The sequence below is a fragment of the Sulfurovum sp. XGS-02 genome (assembly GCF_023213175.1).
Lineage (GTDB): Bacteria > Campylobacterota > Campylobacteria > Campylobacterales > Sulfurovaceae > Sulfurovum.
The window spans coordinates 732,630-753,923 of the sequence record NZ_CP093312.1 but is presented as its reverse complement, the minus strand read 5'-3'; the positions used below and the strand labels follow the sequence as shown (position 1 = coordinate 753,923).

Here is a 21,294-nt window from a genome sequence, read left to right as displayed (position 1 = left end):
TATGGGTTTACTTCTTTATTATTGGACCTATTTATCATTGATATCTTCAGTAATAAAAAGTTACTGTATCATAAAGGTTATACAATTGGTTCATCAGTCATATCAATGTCAAATTGTGAAATAGTAACAATAGACAGTTAAATTTACATTTTAATACATGTTTGTTTTTAATAAAGAGTATATTTTAAAAAAATCATCTATAATGGCTAAGGTTTTAGAAGGTGATTTACAAACCTTCTTTATTCAAATATATTTGATTTAGTTTTCTCACCATAAAGTATGGTGGATTCTAGACCCAGTAAATAGAATGTTTTACGAAAGAATTTAGTGAATTACAGGAGTTTTCAGTGGAAAAAATTATATTGCTTATTCCAGGCATACCGCTTGCTATAGCATTTATACTCTCTTTTATTAGCAAAAAGGAACATATTCCTAAAGTGAGTATCATGTTGTCAAGCATGATTGCATTGTTAGGGCTCTATGGAACCTATCATGTGATCACAACCGATGAACCCATACATGGACTTGGCGGTTTATTTGTATTCAATGAACTCTCCGCCATACTCGTGCCCTATGTTGCTATCTTAGGTCTTGTGATCCGTAAATATGCTACAAAATATATGTGGGATGAACCGGGATATAAAAGATTTTTCATTCTATTGAATTTTATCTTCTCTGCCATCTATATGCTGGTCATGAGTAATAACCTAGTGATCCTTGCCCTTGCTTGGCAGCTTATGAGTGTCAGTCTGTACCTACTGGTATCCTTTAATGTGGCATCAAAAAGTGCGGTAAAAAACGGTAGTTGGACCATGTTGATACATAAAGGGGCCGATCTACTCTTTATACTCGCAGTGATATTGACCTATCAGACGTTTGGCAGTGTTGATTTGGGACAACTGAGTCAAACATGGCTCGAGATGTCTAAAAATCCTATTGACAACCCTACAATTTTTGTGATCGGATTACTCTTCTTAGTCGCTGCCATGATGAAGTCTGCGATCGTACCATTTCATATCTGGCTGCCTTATACTTCTGAAGCACCTACCCCTGTATCAGCTTTAATGCATGCGGGTGTGGTCAATGTAGGCGGTATCCTTCTCAATAAATTGGCTTTTTTACTTCTACTGACACCCGCCGTACTCAATATTGCATTTGTGATTGGACTCTTTACTGCCATTTTTGCATCCGTGTTGATGCTGGTAGTACCGGATATCAAACGTTCACTTGGTTATTCAACAGCAGGACAAATGGGATATATGATCATGGAGGTCGGTCTTGGTGCATTCTCTCTTGCTATCTATCACCTTATGGTACACGGTGTCTTTAAGGCAACGCTCTTCTTGGAGTCAGGTGGACTTATTCGGTATGCGAGACATGACCCTAACATTCCGCAACGTCTCTCTTACAAGTTGTTCTGGGAAGAAAAAACAGAACATAAAAGTAACAAAACGTTTAATCTTATTGCACTCTTTACCATCTTGCCGCTTCTTATATTCATCGGAGTAAAAATGGTCCTTAGTGAAGAGTTCTTTGAGTTTAACGCAGCGATTGTGATCTTGGCATTCGGTTGGCTCACCGGTACTCAGCTCTTCTTGTCCTTCTTTAAGGTTTCAAGGTCTGACTCGATCAAAGTGATCCTAGCGCTTGTGAGTTCTTTTATTATTATCCTGTTTACTTATGAGTTTATCGGATTGGCATTGGAACATTTTATCTATGGCGAGCATGCCCTGCTTTTCTATGGTGCAGCAACACTTAATGTAACCATTATCATGTCAATGGTGGCACTGGCTGCCATTATGATCATAGGGTGGCTGTTTATGTATAAGCAACACTTTGTGGGTATACAAAAAAGCAAGATGCCGAAGAGATCAAGATGGTTATTTTATAAACTCTTGGCAAAAGAGGCCTACGTCTCTGACTTCTTTATCAAATACATTAAAATTTTCAAGAAGGGTTGAGTATGTTAATGAACATTATTCTATTACTATTAGCTGCAGGCGTACCTTATTATCTCATTTTGGAAAAGAATGAAAAACTGAACAGTGAGAAGATCTTCTTGATAAGCGGTTTTTTACTGCTTTGTGCCATTGTGGTCTCTACCTTCGTAGAGAGTCAATACTCTGCTCTGCTAGTAAGCGTTTCATTATTGAGTGCGATATTTTCTATCTATAAAGCGACAAAGACAACCAATTTTTATAAATTTGGTTACTATTTGCTCTTTATCAATGCACCGTTTTTTATGTTGTTCATACGAGAACAGGGTGAACTTTATAGTCTGTCGCTATTGATCACACTTGCAGGTGTCTACTCCATAGCAAAACACTATGACAAATACTATGGAAGTGCCAATTATCATGGGATCAGCGGTACAACTTTGGCCACACCTTATGTAGGGGCTTTTTTAACCGTCTATTTGATCACACTGGCGCTCTATCCCCCATTTCCCAATGCACTCTTTTTATTGAGTAATATGATCAAAGAGGAGACTACGCTGCTATGGTATATCGTGGTCGTGGTAGTATTTTTTGGTAACTTCATGATAGCGATGAGGGTGATGCCAAGGACTGTATTTGGAACACCAAATACCAATCTGCACTATGTGGATCTTACATCAAAAGAGAAGGTCATGCATTTTGTCATAATTATCGCACTACTTAGTTTAAGTTTCATTGGATTTAAAGGGGCTATCGCATGAGTATATTAGAGAAACTAAATGCCGTTAAAAATACCGTTCCGCACTATTGGCCTATCGGTTCATTCATTCATCACAATCCGCTCAAAGGGTTTGAACATCTCAATTTTAAAGAGGGACTGGATAAAGCCCAAAGTATTTTTGGCGGTAGAGTCTATATGGAGTCATCGTACTATTTGAAACTCTATGAGGAAGGGAAGATCGATCCTGACATCCTGAAATCAAACCTGGAGAAAATTCTCGAGATCGACGGCCTGGCAGAGTATTACGACTTGGCTGAAAAATGTCTCTTGGAAGTCAACCCGAAATGGAACAGTTTCAGAAGCTCTGCATCGATAACTGAGCATGAGATTGATGAAGAGCTTTTGGCATATCTGGATGAAAAGTTCTTCTATCATAATAAAGAGAAATGGCGTAAAAAGCTGACAAAGCACATGACACTGTATGAGATCAATGACATCCTTTTCGACAGGGATGATAAAGAGATGATCGAAAAAGAAGTGATCGAATATGTATCACGTTTTTTAGATGAAGAACAGACGACACTCACTATGTCAAATAGAGATCTTGGGATGTTTGAAACGTTTAAACTCTATGAGAACCTTGAGTATGCCAATGATTCTGAAACCTTTGTCAAAGAGGCACTTGAAAAGCTGCAGGTTGCAGAGGAAGATATAGAGAGAAACCTTCTAAAGCATATTCTAAAACTTCATGGCTGGGCAGGGTTTATCAAGTATCGTTCTGAAGACCCAAACTACTATTCGCAACAACAGTACCCTTCCTCTATGATGGATTATCTGGCTATCAGGTTTTACTATGAACTGAAGTATTTAAAACATAGAAAGATCAGTAACTATAAAGAGTTGGAAACTTATATCCAAGACCATAGCGCTTATGTATTACTCAAAATACTTAAACATAAAGGCAGTTTGCCTGGAAAATTCATCGATGCGATGGAAGATCAGAAGAACTATGATGATATCCTAGAGAGCTATACACAATACGTACTTCAACTGGATGCAAAGCAAGTACATCTTGCAAGTGATCATCTTGGCAATACAGAGATACCACTGACTGAACTTGCGAAGATCATGGAAACACTCAGAGAAGAAGAAGGATATGTCTGGCTGAAATCACTTGAAGACAGTTATATCCGTTCTTATGTCGATGAGTTCACCACCATACCGCAAGAGGAAAATGAAAAAGCGGTCGCTTCTGCTACATTCTGTTTGGATGTAAGGTCTGAAGTGATCAGAAGACAGATCGAAAACAGTGGTCCATACCAGACCTACGGTGCGGGCGGATTTTTAGGTCTTCCGATCGCATTTGTGGAGTTTGATAAATCACATGAACTCTTTTTATCTCCGGCGATCGTAAAAGCAGGAAATATCGTATTTGAAATACCAAAAGAGCGTTATGAAGACTATAGTTCAAAAAAAGGGATGAACAAAACGACCAAAAAAGTACTAAGCGATCTTAAAAACAACCCATATACACCCTATATTATGGTTGAGGCAATCGGCTGGATCTTCGGTATCAATCTTTTTGGAAAAACATTTTCACCAAGAAGAACACAGAAGCTTTTTTCAAAACTGAAACCTCAGAAACCGAAAACAACCTATACGTTAGATAAGCTCTCACCCGAAGAGATAGAGATGTATGTCAATAAACTTCATACACATATCATCAGTGAAGTCTTGTCAACCAGCTGCCCTAAAGAGTGTACAGCAGAAGAGATCCAAGCCATTAGAGACCACCTTGTTCTAGGTAAAGAACTCAAAATAGAATTGTCCAGTGAACTCATAGAAAAACTCAAAAATGAGTACAAGATCACAGAAGAGGACTATACCTTCCAAAAGCATAAGCTCTCTATGGTCGGTTTCACACTTGAAGAGAAAGTAAACTATCTTCATAACTACTTGACAATGATAGGTCAAGTGGACAACTTTCCTGAATTTGTCACGATCATCGGTCACGGAAGTATTTCTGACAACAATCCATTTGAATCAGCACTGGATTGCGGTGCATGCGGGGGGAATATCTCTCTACCAAATACAAGAGCACTTTGTATGATAGCCAATACCAAAGAGGTACGTGAAGCACTCAAAGAAAAAGGAATTGAGATCCCTGACAGTACAAAATTCATACCAGGGTTGCACATTACTACAACCGATGAGATCAAATACTATGATACTGATATCCTCACGCCTGAAGAGATGCCTAGGTTTTTCCAGATCATGCGTGACTTTAACAAAGCATCTCAAATGTCCAGAGGAGAGAGAATAGAAGCACTTCCGTATACACATACACAAGAAGATGTCATGATCAAATCGATGGACTGGTCTGAACCTAGACCTGAATGGGGACTGGCAGGTAATATGGGAGCCTTTGCAGGACCTAGAAGTTCAACAAAACATGTAAACTTACACAATAGGTTCTTTATGCATTCTTATGACTGGAAGGTAGATAATGACAATGCTGATATCCTCACACGTATCTTCAACGGGCCGCTCATCGTAGGTGAATGGATCAACATGGAGCACTATTTTTCTACCGTGGATAACGCCGTTTATGGTGCCGGTTCTAAAGTCTATCATAATGTGGTTGCAAAAGTGGGTGTCTATAATGGTAATTATAGTGATCTAAAGATAGGTCTTCCTACGCAATCAGTTCTTTTAGAAGGTGAAGCCTATCATGAACCGGTAAGACTGCTGACATTTATGGAGGCACCATTGGAAAAAGTAGGGAAAGCCGTAGAGAACTCTATCGCAAAAGAGTTTATTTTAAATGAGTGGATTCGTCCCGTGATCATTGATAAAGAGGCTAAAAAAGTCTACTCTTATGAGTCAGGTGATTTTAAAGTCATTAAAGAGCTCTCATAGCTCTCTTTTTATGACATCTTAAGTTTTAAATGATATAAACCTCTTATAAATCGTATAAATAAAGGAAATAGTATGTATACCCTAGAAATTGAAAAAGAGTGTGGCTGCTTTAAAAAAAGCGGATTTGAAAAAACTATGACATTCGAATCAAGAGAAGATATGTATAACAAAGCACGTGTTCTAGAGTGCCTGATGAATCAACAGTTTTGTATGACACACTTTTTTGAAGCCGTAGATTATGGTGACAAGATCATCATACATAGCAGTGTAAGACCTGATGATGAGGACGATGATGACATCGAAGATGCGAATACACTCGTAAAGAAAAGTGATGTCACCATTGGATTTGACGGCAGCCAAGTACCTCCAAAAGAGAGTGGCTCAAACTAATAAAGTCCTGCGTAATAAATAATTATTATTCTAAGTCAAGGTAGAACAAAAACCACTCCTTGACTAATCTAAAAAATGACTCAACTGCTAATAAGAATCACCAAGATTTCGAATCCCATCTTAAATATGTAATATAATCCAATGCTTGAACCCCTCCTCTATAAACTTTTGTACTTCTTTTGACTTTTATAAAGAATGTATACTTTTAGGAGTAATTTTATCTTATTTAAAGTTTTACTAACTATACTCCCGTAAATAAATGACCAAAAGGAAAAAAGTTTATGTATACAGTACAAATGGAACACGAATGTGGATGTTTTAAAAGAAGTGAATATGCAAGTGAAAAAACATTTGACACTCAGCAGGATGCATACAATTATTCAAAAATCGTAGCAGAGTTCATGAATGAGGAGTTTTGTTCAAAACACCACTTTTTTGCACAAAAGACAGCAGATGACGCGTTTTTGATCAGAGTAGCTGAGAACCCTAATGCAGGTGGTTCTTGCGGTACTAGCAGTGCAGGCAGCTGTAGTACTGATGGTGGTTCATGCGGATGTTCATAGCCGCTGCGCTTATTTGAAGAGGCATGTCTATTCAGAAGCAGTACGCTTCATCACTGGGTAGAGACCTCTCCTCTCCACCCTCTTTTATTTTTCTTCCACAGTGATATCTGAAGCTATGATATACATAGGTGCATTATGCACATGTAACATAGCAGTGCCGCTACCGACCGCAAAACCATAGAGATCATGCTCTTTGATGATACTGATACCACTCATCATATCAAGAAAAGAGAGGACACTGTTTTGAAGGATTCTTGACTCTTTAATATCTTTGCACACGATATTGATCGTATGAAGATCTTCCCCCTCATCATCCTGTACAACAATCGTCACAACTTTTGAAGTCTCTGACAGTGATTGCACTGAGCGGATCTGAGCATCTTTAAAGTGGTTGTACTTCTCCAGTAAGCTGTTTATCTGTTCCATTTTTGGCCTTTATCTTAGATGTGACATCTTAGCGAAAGAAGACTTACTTATACCCTTTGATATCAACGCATCAGGTTAAAACCATTTTTAAGGGCAATGAGATAAATAAACCATATAATTTTTAATAAAGAATAATATGCTATGCTATATTTAGAACTATGAAGAAAGGATTACACATGAGTAAATTAGATTTGACACTGACAGAAAACGTACTGACTGGGCTCAATAAGATCAACAATGATTTGATAGATGTAAAGAAAAGACCACATAGTAATCTCTTAAAACCAACGGAGATGGAGTTAGAGATCTGGCGTGAGATCTTTAAAGAAGACCAGGTAAAAATACACGGTTGCAGGTGTGGTTGCAGATAAATAGATTACGCTCAAGTGAAAGACTTGTGCCTTATGTTGAAACGTAATAATGATTATTGCTGTTGAGTAGGGTCGAACAGTGCAATTTGCTCCAAGGCTTGATCAAAGTACTCTGGTGTCAATTCAAAGGCATTGACACCCAGGTCAGCTATCCCATAAAGTTTATCTGTATCTTTGGGTGAGACCAAGGCGAATATGATTTGTTCAGATTTTAGGTCTTTCATCTGTTTTAAAAGCCCAGCACCCTCAGGTTCAACACTCAGATCACTCAGCACAATATCATAGTCGTTTGCATTAAAAAGTCTTAATGCTTCTTCCTTTCCCAACGCTTTATCGACCCTATTGAACAATGTATTGAACATTTTGGTCTCTGCATCAAACTCCGACCTCTCATCCTGTATGAAAAGTAAATTCCGTTTTTTATCTCTATTCATTCTTTTCCTTTCATTCAAAACATATCAACTATGAAAAACGTATTTAGATCTTTTTCTTGGTGTTGAGAAACTGTTTAGCAAACTGATCGCCTTTTTTCTTGAATCCTTCAGCGATTTCAGCAACATAGACTTCATCGGCTGTTTTTGAGAACAGCTCCAGCCATCTCGTAAACGTTTCTCGTTTTAAATGAGGCATCTTGACATGTGCACCTACGAAATTTCCGTAGTACGTGTCTTCTCCCAGCATTTTAGCCAACCAGAAATCTGCTAAAAGATCTATGTGTTCAAACCAATCCTCACTGCTTAGATCATCACCGATCTCATCTATAAAAAAAGGAGCCAAGACTTCATCTTCTAACGCTTTCTCATAAAACAAAGTCATTAAGATCCGAAGGTTTTCTCTGTTAATACTGCTTTGAAGTTCTATGCTTGATCCTTTTATACAAACCGTCTGTAAACACTCACGCTAATAAGATGTTTTTTTGAAATGGAATTATAGCAGGATTTATCAAAAACCGGAACACTTCTTTCCTCTCTATCTGCTGTATCCAATAGATAGCATCACACCCCCTCGAAGTAACCTATAGGTTTTTTGGGTATAATAGTAAACGATAAATTATCTAGAGCAGTTAGGAACACTATGCCAGTAACGATTAAAAAGCCCAAAACACTCAAAGCTTACTTGAAAACAGAGTTCGATACACCTAAAATGTGTCTTCTTTCAATCATCAATGATAAGCATGTTTCATGGGAATTTTGTATGACAATGCTCAAAGAAGTGTTTCATAAAGATCAGGAAGAGGCAGAAGCTATTGCCCATGAGATCGTCACCAATGGTGAAGGGTTTTGTGGTGGATATATGTTTGAAATAGCGCAAACCAAAGCAGAGATGATCGAAGAAAAAGCAAAAAAAGAAGGTTTTGATCTAGTGTGCTTGATTGAAGAAGTGTAATCTTAGTCTATCGTATCTCACGTTTCCATCTACTCATTTAGACTTTAAATATTGAAACATATTGCTATCTTTCAGTAACTATAAACTTTTGTAGCTATAATCTTTTTTGTAAACCAATTGTATGGAGGTAAAATGCTAATTCAACCACAAGATGTGCAACAAGTGGCAAATGCCATGATGAATATGCTGCATGAAGATGAGATGGAAGTGATCAACAATTTTTACGATGCTGTGAAAGCCAAAGATGTAGAAAAAGTGGATGAACTCTTCCCGGGATTCCTCACTGAAATAGAGAACCACTTTAAAACTGAAGAAGACATGATGGAGCAGAGTGCTTACTCCGACATGCAGATGCATAAAAGCGATCATGATGTCATAAGAAAGAAATTGGAAAAATTTCATAAACGTTGGGAAGTACTCAAAGGTCCAAAAGAGCTGCAGGGCTTTTTGGAAAAAGACTTTAAAAAGTGGTACACACAACACATCTCAAAATGGGATGCACAAACTGCGCCGAACATCGGCTAAGGTGTACGCTTAAAGCACAGTTCCATTTTAACATGAATCTGTTCTTTGGAGAGACTTTATTTTAAAGTCCCTACTCCCATAGCATATTAACTTGCCAGGATCTCATCCAATTCATCTGCATAGATGATCTCTTTTTGAAGAAGAATTTTAGAGAGTTTTTCTATCGTACTCCAATTCTCATTAACCAAATCAACCACTGTGCGTTGACCTTCAGTCATCCAGCGTTCAAGTGCCGAGTCTATTTTCTCATGATAGTGTTCTGTATCTTTATTGGCAACAGATTTTTGTTGTGCATCCATCACACCATTGATATTGATATATCCGACCTCTTTATCCATTCCGTAATGTGCGATAGCTACGTAGGCATCACGTGTGGCCTGTTGCAGGTCATTTGAAGCACCGGAGTCCATGCCTTCTATATCACCGAACTGTTTGATCTGGGCTGCTCTTCCCGCCAGTGATACAGATATCTTGTCTTTAAAATCTTTGACCGTCATGTTCTCTTGCACATCACTGTAGTTGTGCGAAATGAAATGCTCATTATTGTCTTTAGGCGTAATGCTTACATGCTCTATATGAATATGAGGCATTAACACCTTGGAGATGACTGCACGTCCCGCTTCATAGACTGCAGTCTCTTCAAACATCTGTTCAAGAGAGAGGTAAGATTGTCTCTCACCATATTTGATCGTATTGATCTGATCAATGAGAATGTCCTGGGTGATTGCAGGCAAGCCATGACGCAGACAGTAGAAAGAAGCTTCTTTTCCTAGCATTTCAAGTTGGGAACCTGTAAACCCTGTGGTATACATCAGCAGTTTCTTCATATCAAATGTACCACTGGTAGGTTTTTCATTGATCACTTTATCTAAGAAGTACTGTCTTGCATCTTTATCAAGATTGTTGACCTCTATATGAATCTCTACCCTTCCCGGTCTGATAATGGCAGGATCGATATTTTCTTTATAATTGGTTGCAGCGATCACAAAGATATCTTCGCCTTTTCGCCCTGCAAAACCGTCCATCTCCGATAGGAGTTTGTTGATAGGTACTTCCCTGCCGTTTTCGCCGTCACGTCTTCCTATGGTATCGATCTCGTCAATGAAGATGATAGCAGGTGCATACGCTTTTGCCCGTGTAAAGATCGATTTGGTCTTCTCAGGTTGTAGCAGCTCAAGTCCCGTAGTCGAGATAAAAGGGAGTTCCGCCTCTTTGGCAAACGCTTTTGCGAGCATCGTCTTTCCTGTACCCGGAGGTCCATACAACAGCATACCTTTCGGCGGCGCTATATTAAAACTTTCCAGGAGCTTCGGCTCTTTAAAGAAATTGATGACCTCGCCTAGTCTCTGTTTTGCCTTATGGTGCCCCGCAATATCATTAAAAGAGACATTAGGGATATCAAAAACAAGACCATCTTCGCTAAAGTCTTTGATCCTCACGACTTGTGAAAACTTGCACGAGTTGACCTTATAGGTAATCACACCGTTCTTCTCAGAAATGGTATCGCTGATATCCAGTGTCGTATTTTTTCTGAACAACTCTCTTACCAGTGTTTCATTTTCAATAAGCGGCATGACACGCTCTTTGATAAATGCTACAGACTCTTTGGAGAGAGATACCTTTATCTGCTTGAAATACATGATCGGCTTATCCGAATCCTGCATGAATTGTGTGATCCTGTTAAAGAAGAAAGTACTCACCTTCTCTTTAAGACGTCTTGCATCCAGTTCCGGAGCGAAGTTAAGCATCTGTATCGTCAAGAAGTTATCAAAATTCTTCCCTACAACAAACTCGATATTATACTGGTCATAAAACTCATCTTTATAGCCCAGAAAGACCCTTTTGGATATTTTTTCAAAGGCGTCATACTCCAGCTTATTGAAGAGGACAATGTGTGCTTTAGAGAACCTGGAAACAAGTTCGGGTACGATGGCTTCCTGGACACCACCGCTTCTGCTCTCACGCTTCTTCTCTCTCTTGATCGCTTCAAGGATCATAGATTCGGCTTGTACATAATCTTTCTCGACCAGATCTTGAAATCTGTAGTCTTGGTAGAGCTCTTTACCTACACTCGTCGTAATGATAAAAATTGCTTCTGTAAAATCCACCATGTAGTTTGCATTTTCATCGTTGTAGATAATATCAGGGTCTTCATTACACGGCTCATCTGTGATCTTATCCCAACCACATGCATCACGCATCTTACCGCCTTCAAAGATGGAAAAAAGGTTGTTTTGGATGACATTGTCACACTTCTCAAAAGAATCAAGTACGATGACAGCCTTGGGATTTCTATGTACAAAGCCGGTGAGCTGACCGACACCATACCCTTTCCATCCGGCAGGATATCCGTACAACTCTCCACCGTTTTGCTGATGGTACTGTGTCATGTCGAACTTCATGATCTTATACTTCGGTATATGTTCTGCCATCAACTCTGCGAGGAAGGTCTTACCCGTAGCCGGAGGTCCTAAAAAAAGATAGGTGGCCTTCGGTCCTTTTTGATCCTTGACAGTGGTTTTCATACTGTTGGCAACCACATTGATCGCCTGATCCTGTCCAAAAAGTTCTTTAGAGAGTTCTGCTTTGAACTGCTTAACGAATTCTATATTGTTCTGCGCCTCTATGAGGGCTTCTTCATCCCACTCACCTTTATCAAGTTTCTTGTATTTTTCAATATTTGCTTTGACTAATGCTTCTGTTTCTGTCATGTGTTTACTCTTATTGGTTTGGATCTGTTTGATCTCTATAATTAATTAAGTGAATTGTAGCTTTTCTATCTTAATTATGGATATGACTGACTAGTGTAAAAACTAGCCGTTACTTTTTGCTTTGGCAATACGTGCCAACATGGCATCCAGGCTTCCTGTTGAACGTACTTCTACGACTGCCGTGACCACTGCATGCAATGCAACATATTTGAGATAGCTTTCAAGGTCTTCACAACCGCTCTCTTTCATATTCTCTTCTATTTTTGTTTTCTGTGCCTCTGTGACTTTAAATCCAAGTTCTACAGATGCTTCCCCGCTTGATGAACCTGCAGGTGTAAGCGTAAATGCCTGCGTTTTGAGTGCCACTACTTTTAGGTATGCGGTGATGTCATCAAAGCCGTTTTCCGATGCTCTCAATGCTATCGTCTCTTGTTGTTCTTCTGTTACATAAAAGTGTATATCGATCGTTGTATCCATTGCTCTGTCTATTCCTTTTGGACTTTTCTAGGCCATCATATTGTAAATTCACTTAAAACCCTATTTCATACATCAGAGGCGTGCTGCGAAGCTTTAATATTTAAGATATAAAAGCTACAATGCATCCAACTAATTCATTGCTAAAAAAGATGAAAAACGATAAAGGTAACAACGAAAATGAATACAGATGCATTAACACTATTACAAGATGAAAACACATCCGCTGAGATCTTAGATCAATTAAGTACAGAAGAGAATCCATTTGTACGCGTACGTGTCGCTGCACATATCAATACATCAGCAGAGACGTTAGTGAAACTGAGTAAAGATGAGATCCCTCTGGTCAAACAGTTTGTTGCAGAACATTTAAATACACCCGTAGATACTTTGGTTGAACTAAGCCAGGACAGTGACCTCTCCTACTGGATCGCAGGAAACCCGAATACCCCTGTAGAGATACTCAAAGAGCTCAGTAAACATGAAGATGAGAATGTACGATCATCTCTTGCGGTCAATCCAAGTACCCCGGCTGAGATATTGGATCTATTAATGATAGATGAAAATGAAGATGTACGTGCTGCTGTGATGAAAAATCCCGTGATACAGGCTAAGAACGCAAAATAACTTTTACATATTTTTTATAGAGTATCGGTAACATTATATAAAACCGAAAAAAGGGATATATAATGAAAAACACCTTAGTTAAACTCTTATTCATAGGAGTAGTTATTACATCAACCAGTTTGGTGGCAGCGCCATTGAGCAAAATGGATTTAATCAATCAGGCAAAAAAAGAAGTAGGTGAAATCACACCAAAAAAATTAAAAATATTGCTTGATGAAGGTGAAGATATTATTGTTTTAGACGTACGTGAAACCGAACAGCATGCAGAGGGAAGCATACCCTTTGATGATTTTAATAAAGAGAGTTTTCTTGCTGTAACGCGTGGAAATCTGGAGTGGGAGATTCATACACTTATTCCGGATAAAGATATGGACATTGTCACCTACTGTCGCAGAGGTGGACGTGGAGCTTTGGCGGCACAAGTTTTAAGAAAAATGGGCTATAAGAATGCCACAACGCTTCAGGGCGGATTAAAAGGCTGGGCAAACGCGGGGTATCCTGTAAAAACAGGATTAGGTGATGTTGTATTGAAAAAGGAAAAATAGATATAACGGCAGTTATCCTAAATTATGAGCCTAGTGCTGCTAGGAACACTTTGACTCATAGACCTTCTTTACCTCTGCGATAAATGCATCGGTAAAGAGATCTATATACTCTTCATCTTCATCATGATAGGCTATAAACCCAAAGAAATCCTCAGGTGTGATCTCACTCTCACACATTTTCTCTATGGCTTCCATAGTGTGGTCACTGGCAAAGAGACCTGCGATCTCTTCTCCTAGATACTCGTATGTTTCATGATCGATCTCTGTATAACACTTTTGCTCAAGCAGCAAGGCTTCAAGCTCATCTATCCTCTTACCTTCAGCTTCTGAGGCAGATCCATTTTTTAAAATGGTCATAATGATCGCCTGCAGTTCTGCCAATATTTTTGCCTGTTCACTCATTTCATCTCCTTTTTAGTAATCGTCATCATCATCTTCATCATCATTGATACCAAGGTTATCCATGAACTGCTCTGCCAGGATATCCGCTTTTTTATAAAACTTCTCCGCGATCTCTGGAACAAAGAGCCGATAGACCGTCTGATGAAAGAGTTCCAACCAGCGTTCAAACGTTTCTCGAGAAAGCGGTCCCAGAAATGCGTGCGGAGGGAAAGGGTGTCCCTGATATGGTGACTCACCTGTCATCATTTGCATCCAAAAATTATAGAGTGTGTTAAGATGTTCATGCCATTTACCGTTTTTTAGATCATTCCCCAGAGCTTTGATGAAGATAGGACCCAGGATATCATCTTGAAGTACATCAGTATAAAACTCACGTACCATTCTCTCTATGGAAGGTCTGTCAACTGAATCATAAGGCATTGTCTCTCCTAATATTAATGCTGAGAGTATAGCTAAACTATACTACAAGTGTATTTACGTGTACATGCTTTGCAGCATTACACACTGACTGAACACTCTTTGGTTAGCAGGGCCTCTAGCCATGCAACCTGCTCTTTTGTCAAGGCTAGTCTATTGTAAATACAATCCAACTCTCTCAAATTCACAAGACCTACTATCTCATCAGGAAGTTTTGTGAGCTTGTTTTTCCAAAGGGTTAATTTACTTAAGGTCGTAAGTTTTCCTATCTCTTCGGGCAGAGATGTCAGCTGGTTCCCGCCAAGTTCCAAGGTTGTCAAACTTATAAGGTCACCGATCTGCCTTGGCAGTATTGTGAGTCGGTTCTCTTGGAGAAGAAGAAGCTTTAAGTTTTTTAAAGCCCCTATCTCTTTGGGTAAGCTGCTTAATTGGTTGCCCGGTAGATACAGCTCTTCCAGATTCACGAGTTTCCCTATCGCAGAGGGTAATTGCGTAAGCCGGTTCCCTAACAAATAGAGTCTCTTTAAGTGTGTTAGGTTGCCTATTTCTGCCGGCAGCTCAGTCAGTTGGGCACCAAGAAGGTTCAGTTCCGTTAGCTTCAGTAACTTTTCTTTGCTTCTTGGCAACCCTTTGAAATAACCGCCCTTCAGATATGAATCATGGTCTACCCACTGTAGGTCCGGGACTGCGTTTTCATCTGCCCACTCCCAAAGTGCGTGAACCCAGAGTTCATCTGTTTTATTCATGACGAAGGAAGGTACTTATGCTTTATGGAAGCCGAGTATATGACCAAAAAGTTTATCTTCAGTGAGTCCCATTTTTGCTGCTGTCATCAAGTTGTTGTCTTGGTAGTACTTTAACAATGCCTGTGGATCCTGACCTGTCATTGTCGCTTGGTAACCTAGTGCAGCGATCACCTCTTGTTCATGTACATCAATGCCTTCTCTTTTAGCCAAAGCTTCAACGATAAGTGCCAACTTGATACTTTGTCTTGCCTCTTCACGTACAGATTCTCTGAGCTGTCTGAACTTTTCCTTATCATTCACATAGGATTGATGTTCTTCTTCCGTGAAACTTCTGGTCTTTTCACGGACCTTTGCATCGATCTCTGTCTCTACAACGTTGTTAGGTAAAGTAAAGTCAAATTTTGCAAGCAATGCTTCTACGATCTTTGGTTTAAGATCACGCATATAGATCTGTGAGAGTTCTTCAGCTGTGACCTGTTCACCAAACTGTTTCTTCAGTGTTTCAACCGTTGCAGTATTATTGTTTAATACTTTTTGTGCAAACGCATCATCTATCGTCACCGGTTTTTGCTCTTGGATCTCATGCAGTTTAACAACAAACTTGGCTTCTTTACCCGCCAGATCATCGGCAGAATAGTTTTTTGGGAAAGTAACGATCACATCTCTCTCTTCCCCATACTCCATACCGACAAGCTGCTCTTCAAATCCTGGGATAAACTTGTTAGACCCTACTTTAATGTTAAACTTCTCAGCACTCCCGCCTTCAAATGGTTTATCATCGATATACCCTGTAAAATCGATCACAGCGACATCACCGATTTCTATCGGCTTTGGTGTTTCAAGTTTGGTAAATGGCGCTTGTTGTTGAGCGAACTCTGCAAGTTTTGCTTCTACAGCTTCAGGACTTGCAGTAGGTTTTGTATAATCTGGTGCGATCTCGTCAAAATCAATGTCATCCACATTGATCTCAGGGCTGACAGCTACTTCTACTTCAAAGTAGATACTGTCGTCTAACTGCTCGTATTTTTTGAGTCCCGGTTGGCCCAATATGTTTTCAACATCCAAATTACCTTCTTGAATACCGGCATTGATGAAATCTTGAAATACTTGACTTGCAGCATTTTGCTCGATGTTTTCATCGGTAGTCTCTTCGTCTTTAGGTGCTTTTTCTGCTTCTTCTTTAAGTTTAGCGACTTTCTCTTCGATCACGCTATTTTCGACAGTACCACTTATAATGTAATTTACATCATCTATTTTTTCTACTGTAACTTTCAATACAATCCTTTCGGTTTTAAATTGCGTAATTTTAGCATTATTGTCTAAAATTAACAAATCTATAGTTTTAAGCTATGAAACAGCTTCAATTGTACTGTTAAAGATTTATAATAGAAAGTTTTTGAGAGGTTTTAGTATTGGATGATCAGAGAGATCATTGAGATAAGCCACCCGGGAGGGTGACCAATGGGGTTGAAGAGACTACTCTTCGTGACCAGCCATTTCCATTGTAATACAATTTCTATCTAGCATGTCAGAACAAACGTATACACAAAGTGCACACCCTTTACATCTGTTTTCATCTACCCATGATGTATTTCTCTCTTTATCGAACATAAGCGTATTCGCTTCTGGACAATATAGAGTACACGTGTTACACTTATATTCAGCACATTTGTCTGCATCTACTTTTGCTACATAATACATTGATTTCCCTTCCTTATACGTCTAGTCTAGTAATTAGCTCATCACCAGTCAAGTCTACAGTTTTTGCCATCTCGAAAGTTTTGTTGATAACTTCCATGTTTTTAGCAAGCAATTCTTCTTTTTTCTTAAACTTTTTCTCAATAGCAGAATCCAGCATTGCTGTACCACCAGAAGAAACGAATGAAGTTCCCAAGAATCTTTCTCTTACCGCTGCTTCAATGTTTTCAGTTGTTACAAGTTTTGTAAGACCAAGAAGCATACCCATCATTGCCATGTTCGTAGCAAGTTCAGTACCAGCGATTTTGAGTGCCAATGCTGTTGCGTCAAATTGTACAACTGTTGCATTTAGGTCATTAAGAACTTTAATATCATCTTCATTAAGAACGTCAAAGTCAGTGTTGATAATGATCAAACTGTTTGGCTTTAGACCTGTATAGAAAGGCATTGTATATGATTTACCATGTGTAACAACTTGTGAATGGTAGATCATAATAATATCAGGGTAAACAACTTCACCCACTTCGTAAATTGGCTCTGAAGAAGCTCTTACGTATGCTTCAACAGGTGCCATTCTTTTTTCAGAACCAAAGAATGGTACCAAAGATGCATATTTACCTGCGTTATCCATAGTAGAACCAAGGATGTGAGCAGTTGTTACAACACCCTGCCCACCAAGTCCTGAAATTCTAATATTATATCGTTCTTTTTTCTTTTGCTCAGCCATATTAAACCACCTCTGCTTTTTTAGCTCTTTTAGCTGCTTTTTCTTCAGCTTCTACACGATCGATTACAGCTTTTGCTTCATCAGTCATGTACTCTTCGAATTGGAATCTTGTTTTCTCTTTCTCTTTTGCATCCGCAAATACATCTTCTGTAGGGATAGAGTACTCAATGTTACATGAAGTATATGCATGAACAAATGTAGGACCAACTTCTCTAGCAACAAAGATCGCTCTTCTGATAACTTTTGCAGCTTTCTTGATGTTTGTTGGAGAAAGTCTTACTGTATACACACAACCAGCAGCTTGCGCCAATGCAGTTGCAGGCATCTTCTCACCTTTTTTACCGAGTGGAGCCATTTTAAGGATAGCACCTTTAGGAGACATACCAGACTCTTGTCCACCAGTGTTTCCGTAAACTTCGTTATCAAGCATGATCGTTGTGAATTTTTCACCACGGATCCATGAGTGCATAGTCATAGAGAAACCGATATCCATAGTACCACCGTCACCAGCGATAGTGATAACATCTTTGTGTTTCTCAGGGAAACGAATTCTAAATGCACGTGTAAGACCAGAAGCCATAGCATTTTGGTCACCGTAGTTACCATAGATGAATGGAACAGCTGCTTGAGAAATAGCCAAACGACCACATCCAGCTGTACCTAGTGTTACAGTCTCTTCTGGTGCTGGAAGTGAAGCGAAGATCAATCTAATGAAATACGCCATCCAACAACCAGAACACATTGGGTGTTCTTCCATCAATTCTTTGAACTGACCCATGTTTCCTGGACCAGCTTCATCTTGAGTTTTTCCAAACGGACCGTAGTCAACTAACTCAACATAATCTTTTGGTAAATATTTTTTAAATCTCTCTGCCGGAGTTATATATTTTAAGCTCATTTTATCCCCTTTTTATAGTTTTAGATCGTACTCTAGACCAAGAGCAGTGTGAATTTCTTTCATGATCAATTCTACTGGAAGTGTCATACCACCGTATACTCTTGGACCCTCTACAACGATTCCACCATTTGGAATAGCTGCTTTAACTTCTTTACATAACCAACCGATAATGTTGTGCTCAGGAACGATTACCGCTTTAGCATTCTTTAATGCTTCTCTGATTTCATCAACTGGGAATGGTCTGATTGCTTTTACTTTAACAAAACCAACACTTAAGCCCTCTTCTTGAGCATATCTATGTGCTTCTCTACATTGTGCTGCAGCACAACCAGAACCAAGAACAAATACATCAGCTTCAGGGTTTTGAACTTCGATCGGTCCACCAAGGTACTCATAGATATATTTCATCGCACGTTGGTTTGAATCCCAGATCTCTTGCTGCCATACTGAGTGAATCAAGTAAGACATGAAGTTTGACTTTTGAACTGGTGCATCACGCTGGATTCTAGCCGGTGGAGTTTCGTTATCCATAGCTGGAACCGGAGCTGCAACCGGGTCAAAGTCATTAAGACAAATATCATCAGCTGTCATATCAACATAACCCTTAGCGTGTGTTACGAAGAAACCTTCTGTTGCAACAGCTACTGGAATATATACATCAACTTTTTCAGTGATAGCAAATGCTGCCAATGTATAGTCAAATGTATCTTGTTGGTTTTCAGCATGTAGCATTACAGCACCACAGTGCATCATGTATGCCATTTCGATGTTATCTGGCTGAATTGACAACGGTGCGTTAACAACACGAGTCAAGATACCAAGTACCGCTGGAACTCTGTGTCCAGACCATGATACGATTGCCTCTAGACCTCTAAGAAGTCCTGGTCCTGATGTTGCTGTAAATAGACGAACACCTGCTCTTGCCGCACCAGCTATCGCTGACATAGTACCAAGCTCTTCTTCCGCTCTATAGTACTCTTTGATGTGACCTTGTGCATAAATATCACCAACAAGGTGCATTACCTCTGATTGCGGTGTAATAGGATACGCAATCGCCATATCAACGTTTGCTCTCTTAACAGCTTCCGCCATCGCCTGTGCACCTGTAATAAAGTGCTGCTCTCTTGGAGCCTCTTTTAGTAAGTAATTTATATCTACTTTTTGTTTTTCTAATTGTGGTCTTTGACTTGCATCCATTGATTCTCTCCTTTATTCGACGTCAGTAACGTGCTCACCTTTTTTAGTCATGATGAGACTTCTGTACTCGCCATAATCAGCCGGTGATAATGTAGTAAACTCTTCTTCTTCTAAAGATGGATTTTCAGGTGGTAAAGTAGTTTCCCACTCAATACCTAATTTATTTCTCTCTTCAATTACGATCTCTTTGAACTTTTGAATGTCTGATGCATGGAGATCTCTAATTGATGCCATAGCTTCTTCATGTCCCATATAAGCACATAATGCTGTAGTATAACAATCAGTACCAGCACGAATCATTCTAAGTGAAAGGTTAGCATAGTGACAATGCACACCAACAAAAATACAAGCTTTGATTCTGTTATCTAAGATTGTTAGATTTGGGTGATTTGGATTGATTTCAGCCTTAACATCAATTTTTGGATATTTTGGTCTGTAATCTGGCATTGGAATAATTTTACAGTTTGGAATTTCAGATGCAAGATCTAAAATTGCTGCAGCTTTTTCCGCAACGTCATCTTTCCAGTCCCATAAAACTTGTGGACCAGGGAAGATTGTTGGGTTGTCTCTTGTGAGTAATGCTCTAGCAGCATCTCTCATTGCCTCTTCAGGCGTGACAACATTACCATAAAGTAGAGCTTCACCCTCTTTTGGAAGCTCTACCCCCATTGCCGGTGCTGACTGTGGCATATACCCAGCAGGACCTTCTGTTACGATTTTCGTCATAGTTGACTCCTTATATGTATGAAGTTTCGAAAAATACACTAAAGTGTATTAAAACATTTTTAAATTCCAGTGTATTAAACATTTAAAATTCATTATCAGTAGATATAAAGTTTCTCAAATAGAAAGTACATTAGGCACCTTCAATCTTTGAGAAACATGAATTTGTGTCTAATAGTATCGAATATAATTTAAATATAGAAGACAAGACCCCTTTTAAACGGTATACTTATCTCAAATCGTTACTAAATGTTGCAGATATCGGTCAAATCGTTACCAAATGTTGCATAAATCATAGGAAAAAGTCATCAAAGTCATAAATACAATAAAGCAAATAAAAATACCTGTATCTTTTAATGGTGATGCGTTTCTCATTATATTTATAGTATGCAATTTATCTTTTAGTATGAGGTAACAGAAAAGGTTATAGAAAGATTTGAGTGTGGTAGTGGTTGATCATATCAGATCTATGAAATTATGGCAGGGAAAAGGTCTAAATCTCTTTAAACCTCTTCATAAGATAGATCTATGCGAACAGATCACTTTTTTCTGGGTTTTTTTCCTGATATTTTACGATATATGAGCATTTTGCCACAGCTTTTTTATTTGCTTTTCTGATCTCTTCTAGTACATCTTCCAAAAGTGTCTTGGCAAGACCTTTACCTGCTAATGCATCCGGTACTTGGGTCTCTGTCAAATGCATATTCCCATCTTGATCATCATACGTAATATAGGCTATATGGTCATCTATATGGTATTCATATTTACATTCATCTTCATTGTGAATTAGTCTGTTGGACATGATATCTTCCTTTTATTTTTTGCGTATTTTATCATTTTTTTCTCTGCAATTTATTAAAGAGATCTATTTGTCACTCTTTACCCTGCTTT

The 21,294-nt window shown here is 38.9% G+C and carries 25 protein-coding genes; 10 read left to right on the top strand and 15 right to left on the bottom strand.

What is annotated here, in order from left to right:
- Window positions 1-347 precede the first annotated feature (347 nt).
- The 5 genes from MN086_RS03745 (at window position 348) to MN086_RS03725 (ending at window position 6,530) form a co-directional block, all read left to right on the top strand.
- Window positions 348-1,961, top strand: coding sequence for a proton-conducting transporter membrane subunit (locus tag MN086_RS03745; protein ID WP_248576719.1), 1,614 nt, complete (start codon window positions 348-350; stop codon window positions 1,959-1,961).
- 2 nt (window positions 1,962-1,963) lie between these two features.
- Entirely contained in the window at window positions 1,964-2,698 is a 735-nt protein-coding gene (locus MN086_RS03740; protein WP_248576718.1) for a hypothetical protein, read from the top strand.
- Complete coding sequence (locus MN086_RS03735; RefSeq protein ID WP_248576717.1) at window positions 2,695-5,577, top strand: DUF2309 domain-containing protein; 2,883 nt, start codon at window positions 2,695-2,697, stop codon at window positions 5,575-5,577. Before MN086_RS03740 ends, MN086_RS03735 begins: the two co-directional genes overlap by 4 nt.
- Before the next feature lie 72 nt (window positions 5,578-5,649).
- A complete protein-coding gene (locus tag MN086_RS03730) occupies window positions 5,650-5,967 on the top strand; it encodes a hypothetical protein (RefSeq protein WP_248576716.1) in 318 nt (105 codons plus the stop codon).
- A gap of 281 nt (window positions 5,968-6,248) precedes the next feature.
- Window positions 6,249-6,530: a hypothetical protein gene (locus MN086_RS03725; protein ID WP_248576715.1), complete on the top strand. Its 282-nt coding sequence runs from the start codon at window positions 6,249-6,251 to the stop codon at window positions 6,528-6,530.
- 84 nt (window positions 6,531-6,614) lie between these two features.
- Here the strand turns inward: MN086_RS03725 and MN086_RS03720 are convergent, their stop codons facing one another.
- A complete protein-coding gene (locus tag MN086_RS03720; protein ID WP_248576714.1) occupies window positions 6,615-6,956 on the bottom strand; it encodes a hypothetical protein in 342 nt (113 codons plus the stop codon).
- 176 nt (window positions 6,957-7,132) lie between these two features.
- On the opposite strand from MN086_RS03720, the gene MN086_RS03715 reads away from it, so the two are divergent.
- Window positions 7,133-7,327 (top strand): hypothetical protein, encoded by a 195-nt coding sequence (locus MN086_RS03715; RefSeq protein ID WP_248576713.1) that lies wholly within the window; start codon window positions 7,133-7,135, stop codon window positions 7,325-7,327.
- Window positions 7,328-7,380: 53 nt separating this feature from the next.
- Here MN086_RS03715 and MN086_RS03710 read toward each other — a convergent pair whose 3' ends face one another.
- Window positions 7,381-7,761 (bottom strand): hypothetical protein, encoded by a 381-nt coding sequence (locus MN086_RS03710; RefSeq protein WP_248576712.1) that lies wholly within the window; start codon window positions 7,759-7,761, stop codon window positions 7,381-7,383.
- Between the two features lie 43 nt (window positions 7,762-7,804).
- Window positions 7,805-8,143, bottom strand: a complete 339-nt coding sequence (locus MN086_RS03705; RefSeq protein ID WP_248576711.1) for a group III truncated hemoglobin — start codon at window positions 8,141-8,143, stop codon at window positions 7,805-7,807.
- 258 nt (window positions 8,144-8,401) lie between these two features.
- Here MN086_RS03705 and MN086_RS03700 point away from each other — a divergent pair, with 258 nt between their 5' ends.
- Window positions 8,402-8,713 carry an ATP-dependent Clp protease adaptor ClpS gene (locus MN086_RS03700; RefSeq protein ID WP_248576710.1) on the top strand — a complete coding sequence of 104 codons (312 nt, stop codon included), beginning with the start codon at window positions 8,402-8,404 and terminating at the stop codon, window positions 8,711-8,713.
- 132 nt (window positions 8,714-8,845) lie between these two features.
- On the top strand, window positions 8,846-9,238 hold the full coding sequence (locus MN086_RS03695; RefSeq protein WP_248576709.1) for a hemerythrin family protein: 393 nt from the start codon (window positions 8,846-8,848) through the stop codon (window positions 9,236-9,238).
- Between the two features lie 86 nt (window positions 9,239-9,324).
- On the opposite strand, the gene MN086_RS03690 is transcribed toward MN086_RS03695, so the two are convergent.
- Together MN086_RS03690 and MN086_RS03685 are read right to left on the bottom strand one after the other, a co-directional pair.
- Window positions 9,325-11,949, bottom strand: coding sequence for an AAA family ATPase (locus tag MN086_RS03690; RefSeq protein ID WP_248576708.1), 2,625 nt, complete (start codon window positions 11,947-11,949; stop codon window positions 9,325-9,327).
- Window positions 11,950-12,051: 102 nt separating this feature from the next.
- The gene (locus MN086_RS03685; RefSeq protein WP_248576707.1) at window positions 12,052-12,426 is read right to left on the bottom strand and encodes a hypothetical protein; all 375 of its coding nucleotides are present in this window, start codon (window positions 12,424-12,426) and stop codon (window positions 12,052-12,054) included.
- A gap of 177 nt (window positions 12,427-12,603) precedes the next feature.
- Here MN086_RS03685 and MN086_RS03680 point away from each other — a divergent pair, with 177 nt between their 5' ends.
- On the top strand, window positions 12,604-13,050 hold the full coding sequence (locus MN086_RS03680; protein WP_248576706.1) for a hypothetical protein: 447 nt from the start codon (window positions 12,604-12,606) through the stop codon (window positions 13,048-13,050).
- A 62-nt stretch (window positions 13,051-13,112) separates the two neighbouring features.
- Window positions 13,113-13,595: a rhodanese-like domain-containing protein gene (locus MN086_RS03675; protein WP_248576705.1), complete on the top strand. Its 483-nt coding sequence runs from the start codon at window positions 13,113-13,115 to the stop codon at window positions 13,593-13,595.
- 39 nt (window positions 13,596-13,634) lie between these two features.
- Here MN086_RS03675 and MN086_RS03670 read toward each other — a convergent pair whose 3' ends face one another.
- The 10 genes from MN086_RS03670 to MN086_RS03625 all read right to left on the bottom strand — a co-directional run bounded on the left by MN086_RS03670 (window position 13,635) and on the right by MN086_RS03625 (window position 21,205).
- On the bottom strand, window positions 13,635-13,997 hold the full coding sequence (locus tag MN086_RS03670; protein ID WP_248576704.1) for a hypothetical protein: 363 nt from the start codon (window positions 13,995-13,997) through the stop codon (window positions 13,635-13,637).
- A gap of 12 nt (window positions 13,998-14,009) precedes the next feature.
- The gene (locus MN086_RS03665) at window positions 14,010-14,417 is read right to left on the bottom strand and encodes a group III truncated hemoglobin (protein WP_248576703.1); all 408 of its coding nucleotides are present in this window, start codon (window positions 14,415-14,417) and stop codon (window positions 14,010-14,012) included.
- 77 nt (window positions 14,418-14,494) lie between these two features.
- On the bottom strand, window positions 14,495-15,160 hold the full coding sequence (locus tag MN086_RS03660) for a leucine-rich repeat domain-containing protein (protein WP_248576702.1): 666 nt from the start codon (window positions 15,158-15,160) through the stop codon (window positions 14,495-14,497).
- Between the two features lie 15 nt (window positions 15,161-15,175).
- Window positions 15,176-16,435 (bottom strand): trigger factor, encoded by a 1,260-nt coding sequence (tig, locus tag MN086_RS03655; protein ID WP_248576701.1) that lies wholly within the window; start codon window positions 16,433-16,435, stop codon window positions 15,176-15,178.
- Window positions 16,436-16,636: 201 nt separating this feature from the next.
- A complete protein-coding gene (locus tag MN086_RS03650; RefSeq protein WP_008242038.1) occupies window positions 16,637-16,861 on the bottom strand; it encodes a 4Fe-4S dicluster domain-containing protein in 225 nt (74 codons plus the stop codon).
- Between the two features lie 13 nt (window positions 16,862-16,874).
- Complete coding sequence (locus MN086_RS03645) at window positions 16,875-17,585, bottom strand: 2-oxoacid:acceptor oxidoreductase family protein (RefSeq protein ID WP_248576700.1); 711 nt, start codon at window positions 17,583-17,585, stop codon at window positions 16,875-16,877.
- Between the two features lies 1 nt (window position 17,586).
- The gene (locus MN086_RS03640) at window positions 17,587-18,483 is read right to left on the bottom strand and encodes a thiamine pyrophosphate-dependent enzyme (RefSeq protein ID WP_248576699.1); all 897 of its coding nucleotides are present in this window, start codon (window positions 18,481-18,483) and stop codon (window positions 17,587-17,589) included.
- 12 nt (window positions 18,484-18,495) lie between these two features.
- Window positions 18,496-19,575, bottom strand: a complete 1,080-nt coding sequence (locus tag MN086_RS03635) for a transketolase C-terminal domain-containing protein (protein ID WP_248576698.1) — start codon at window positions 19,573-19,575, stop codon at window positions 18,496-18,498.
- A gap of 117 nt (window positions 19,576-19,692) precedes the next feature.
- Window positions 19,693-20,406, bottom strand: coding sequence for a carbon monoxide dehydrogenase beta subunit family protein (locus MN086_RS03630; protein WP_248576697.1), 714 nt, complete (start codon window positions 20,404-20,406; stop codon window positions 19,693-19,695).
- 523 nt (window positions 20,407-20,929) lie between these two features.
- The gene (locus MN086_RS03625) at window positions 20,930-21,205 is read right to left on the bottom strand and encodes a GNAT family N-acetyltransferase (protein ID WP_248576696.1); all 276 of its coding nucleotides are present in this window, start codon (window positions 21,203-21,205) and stop codon (window positions 20,930-20,932) included.
- Between the last annotated feature and the right edge of the window lie 89 nt (window positions 21,206-21,294).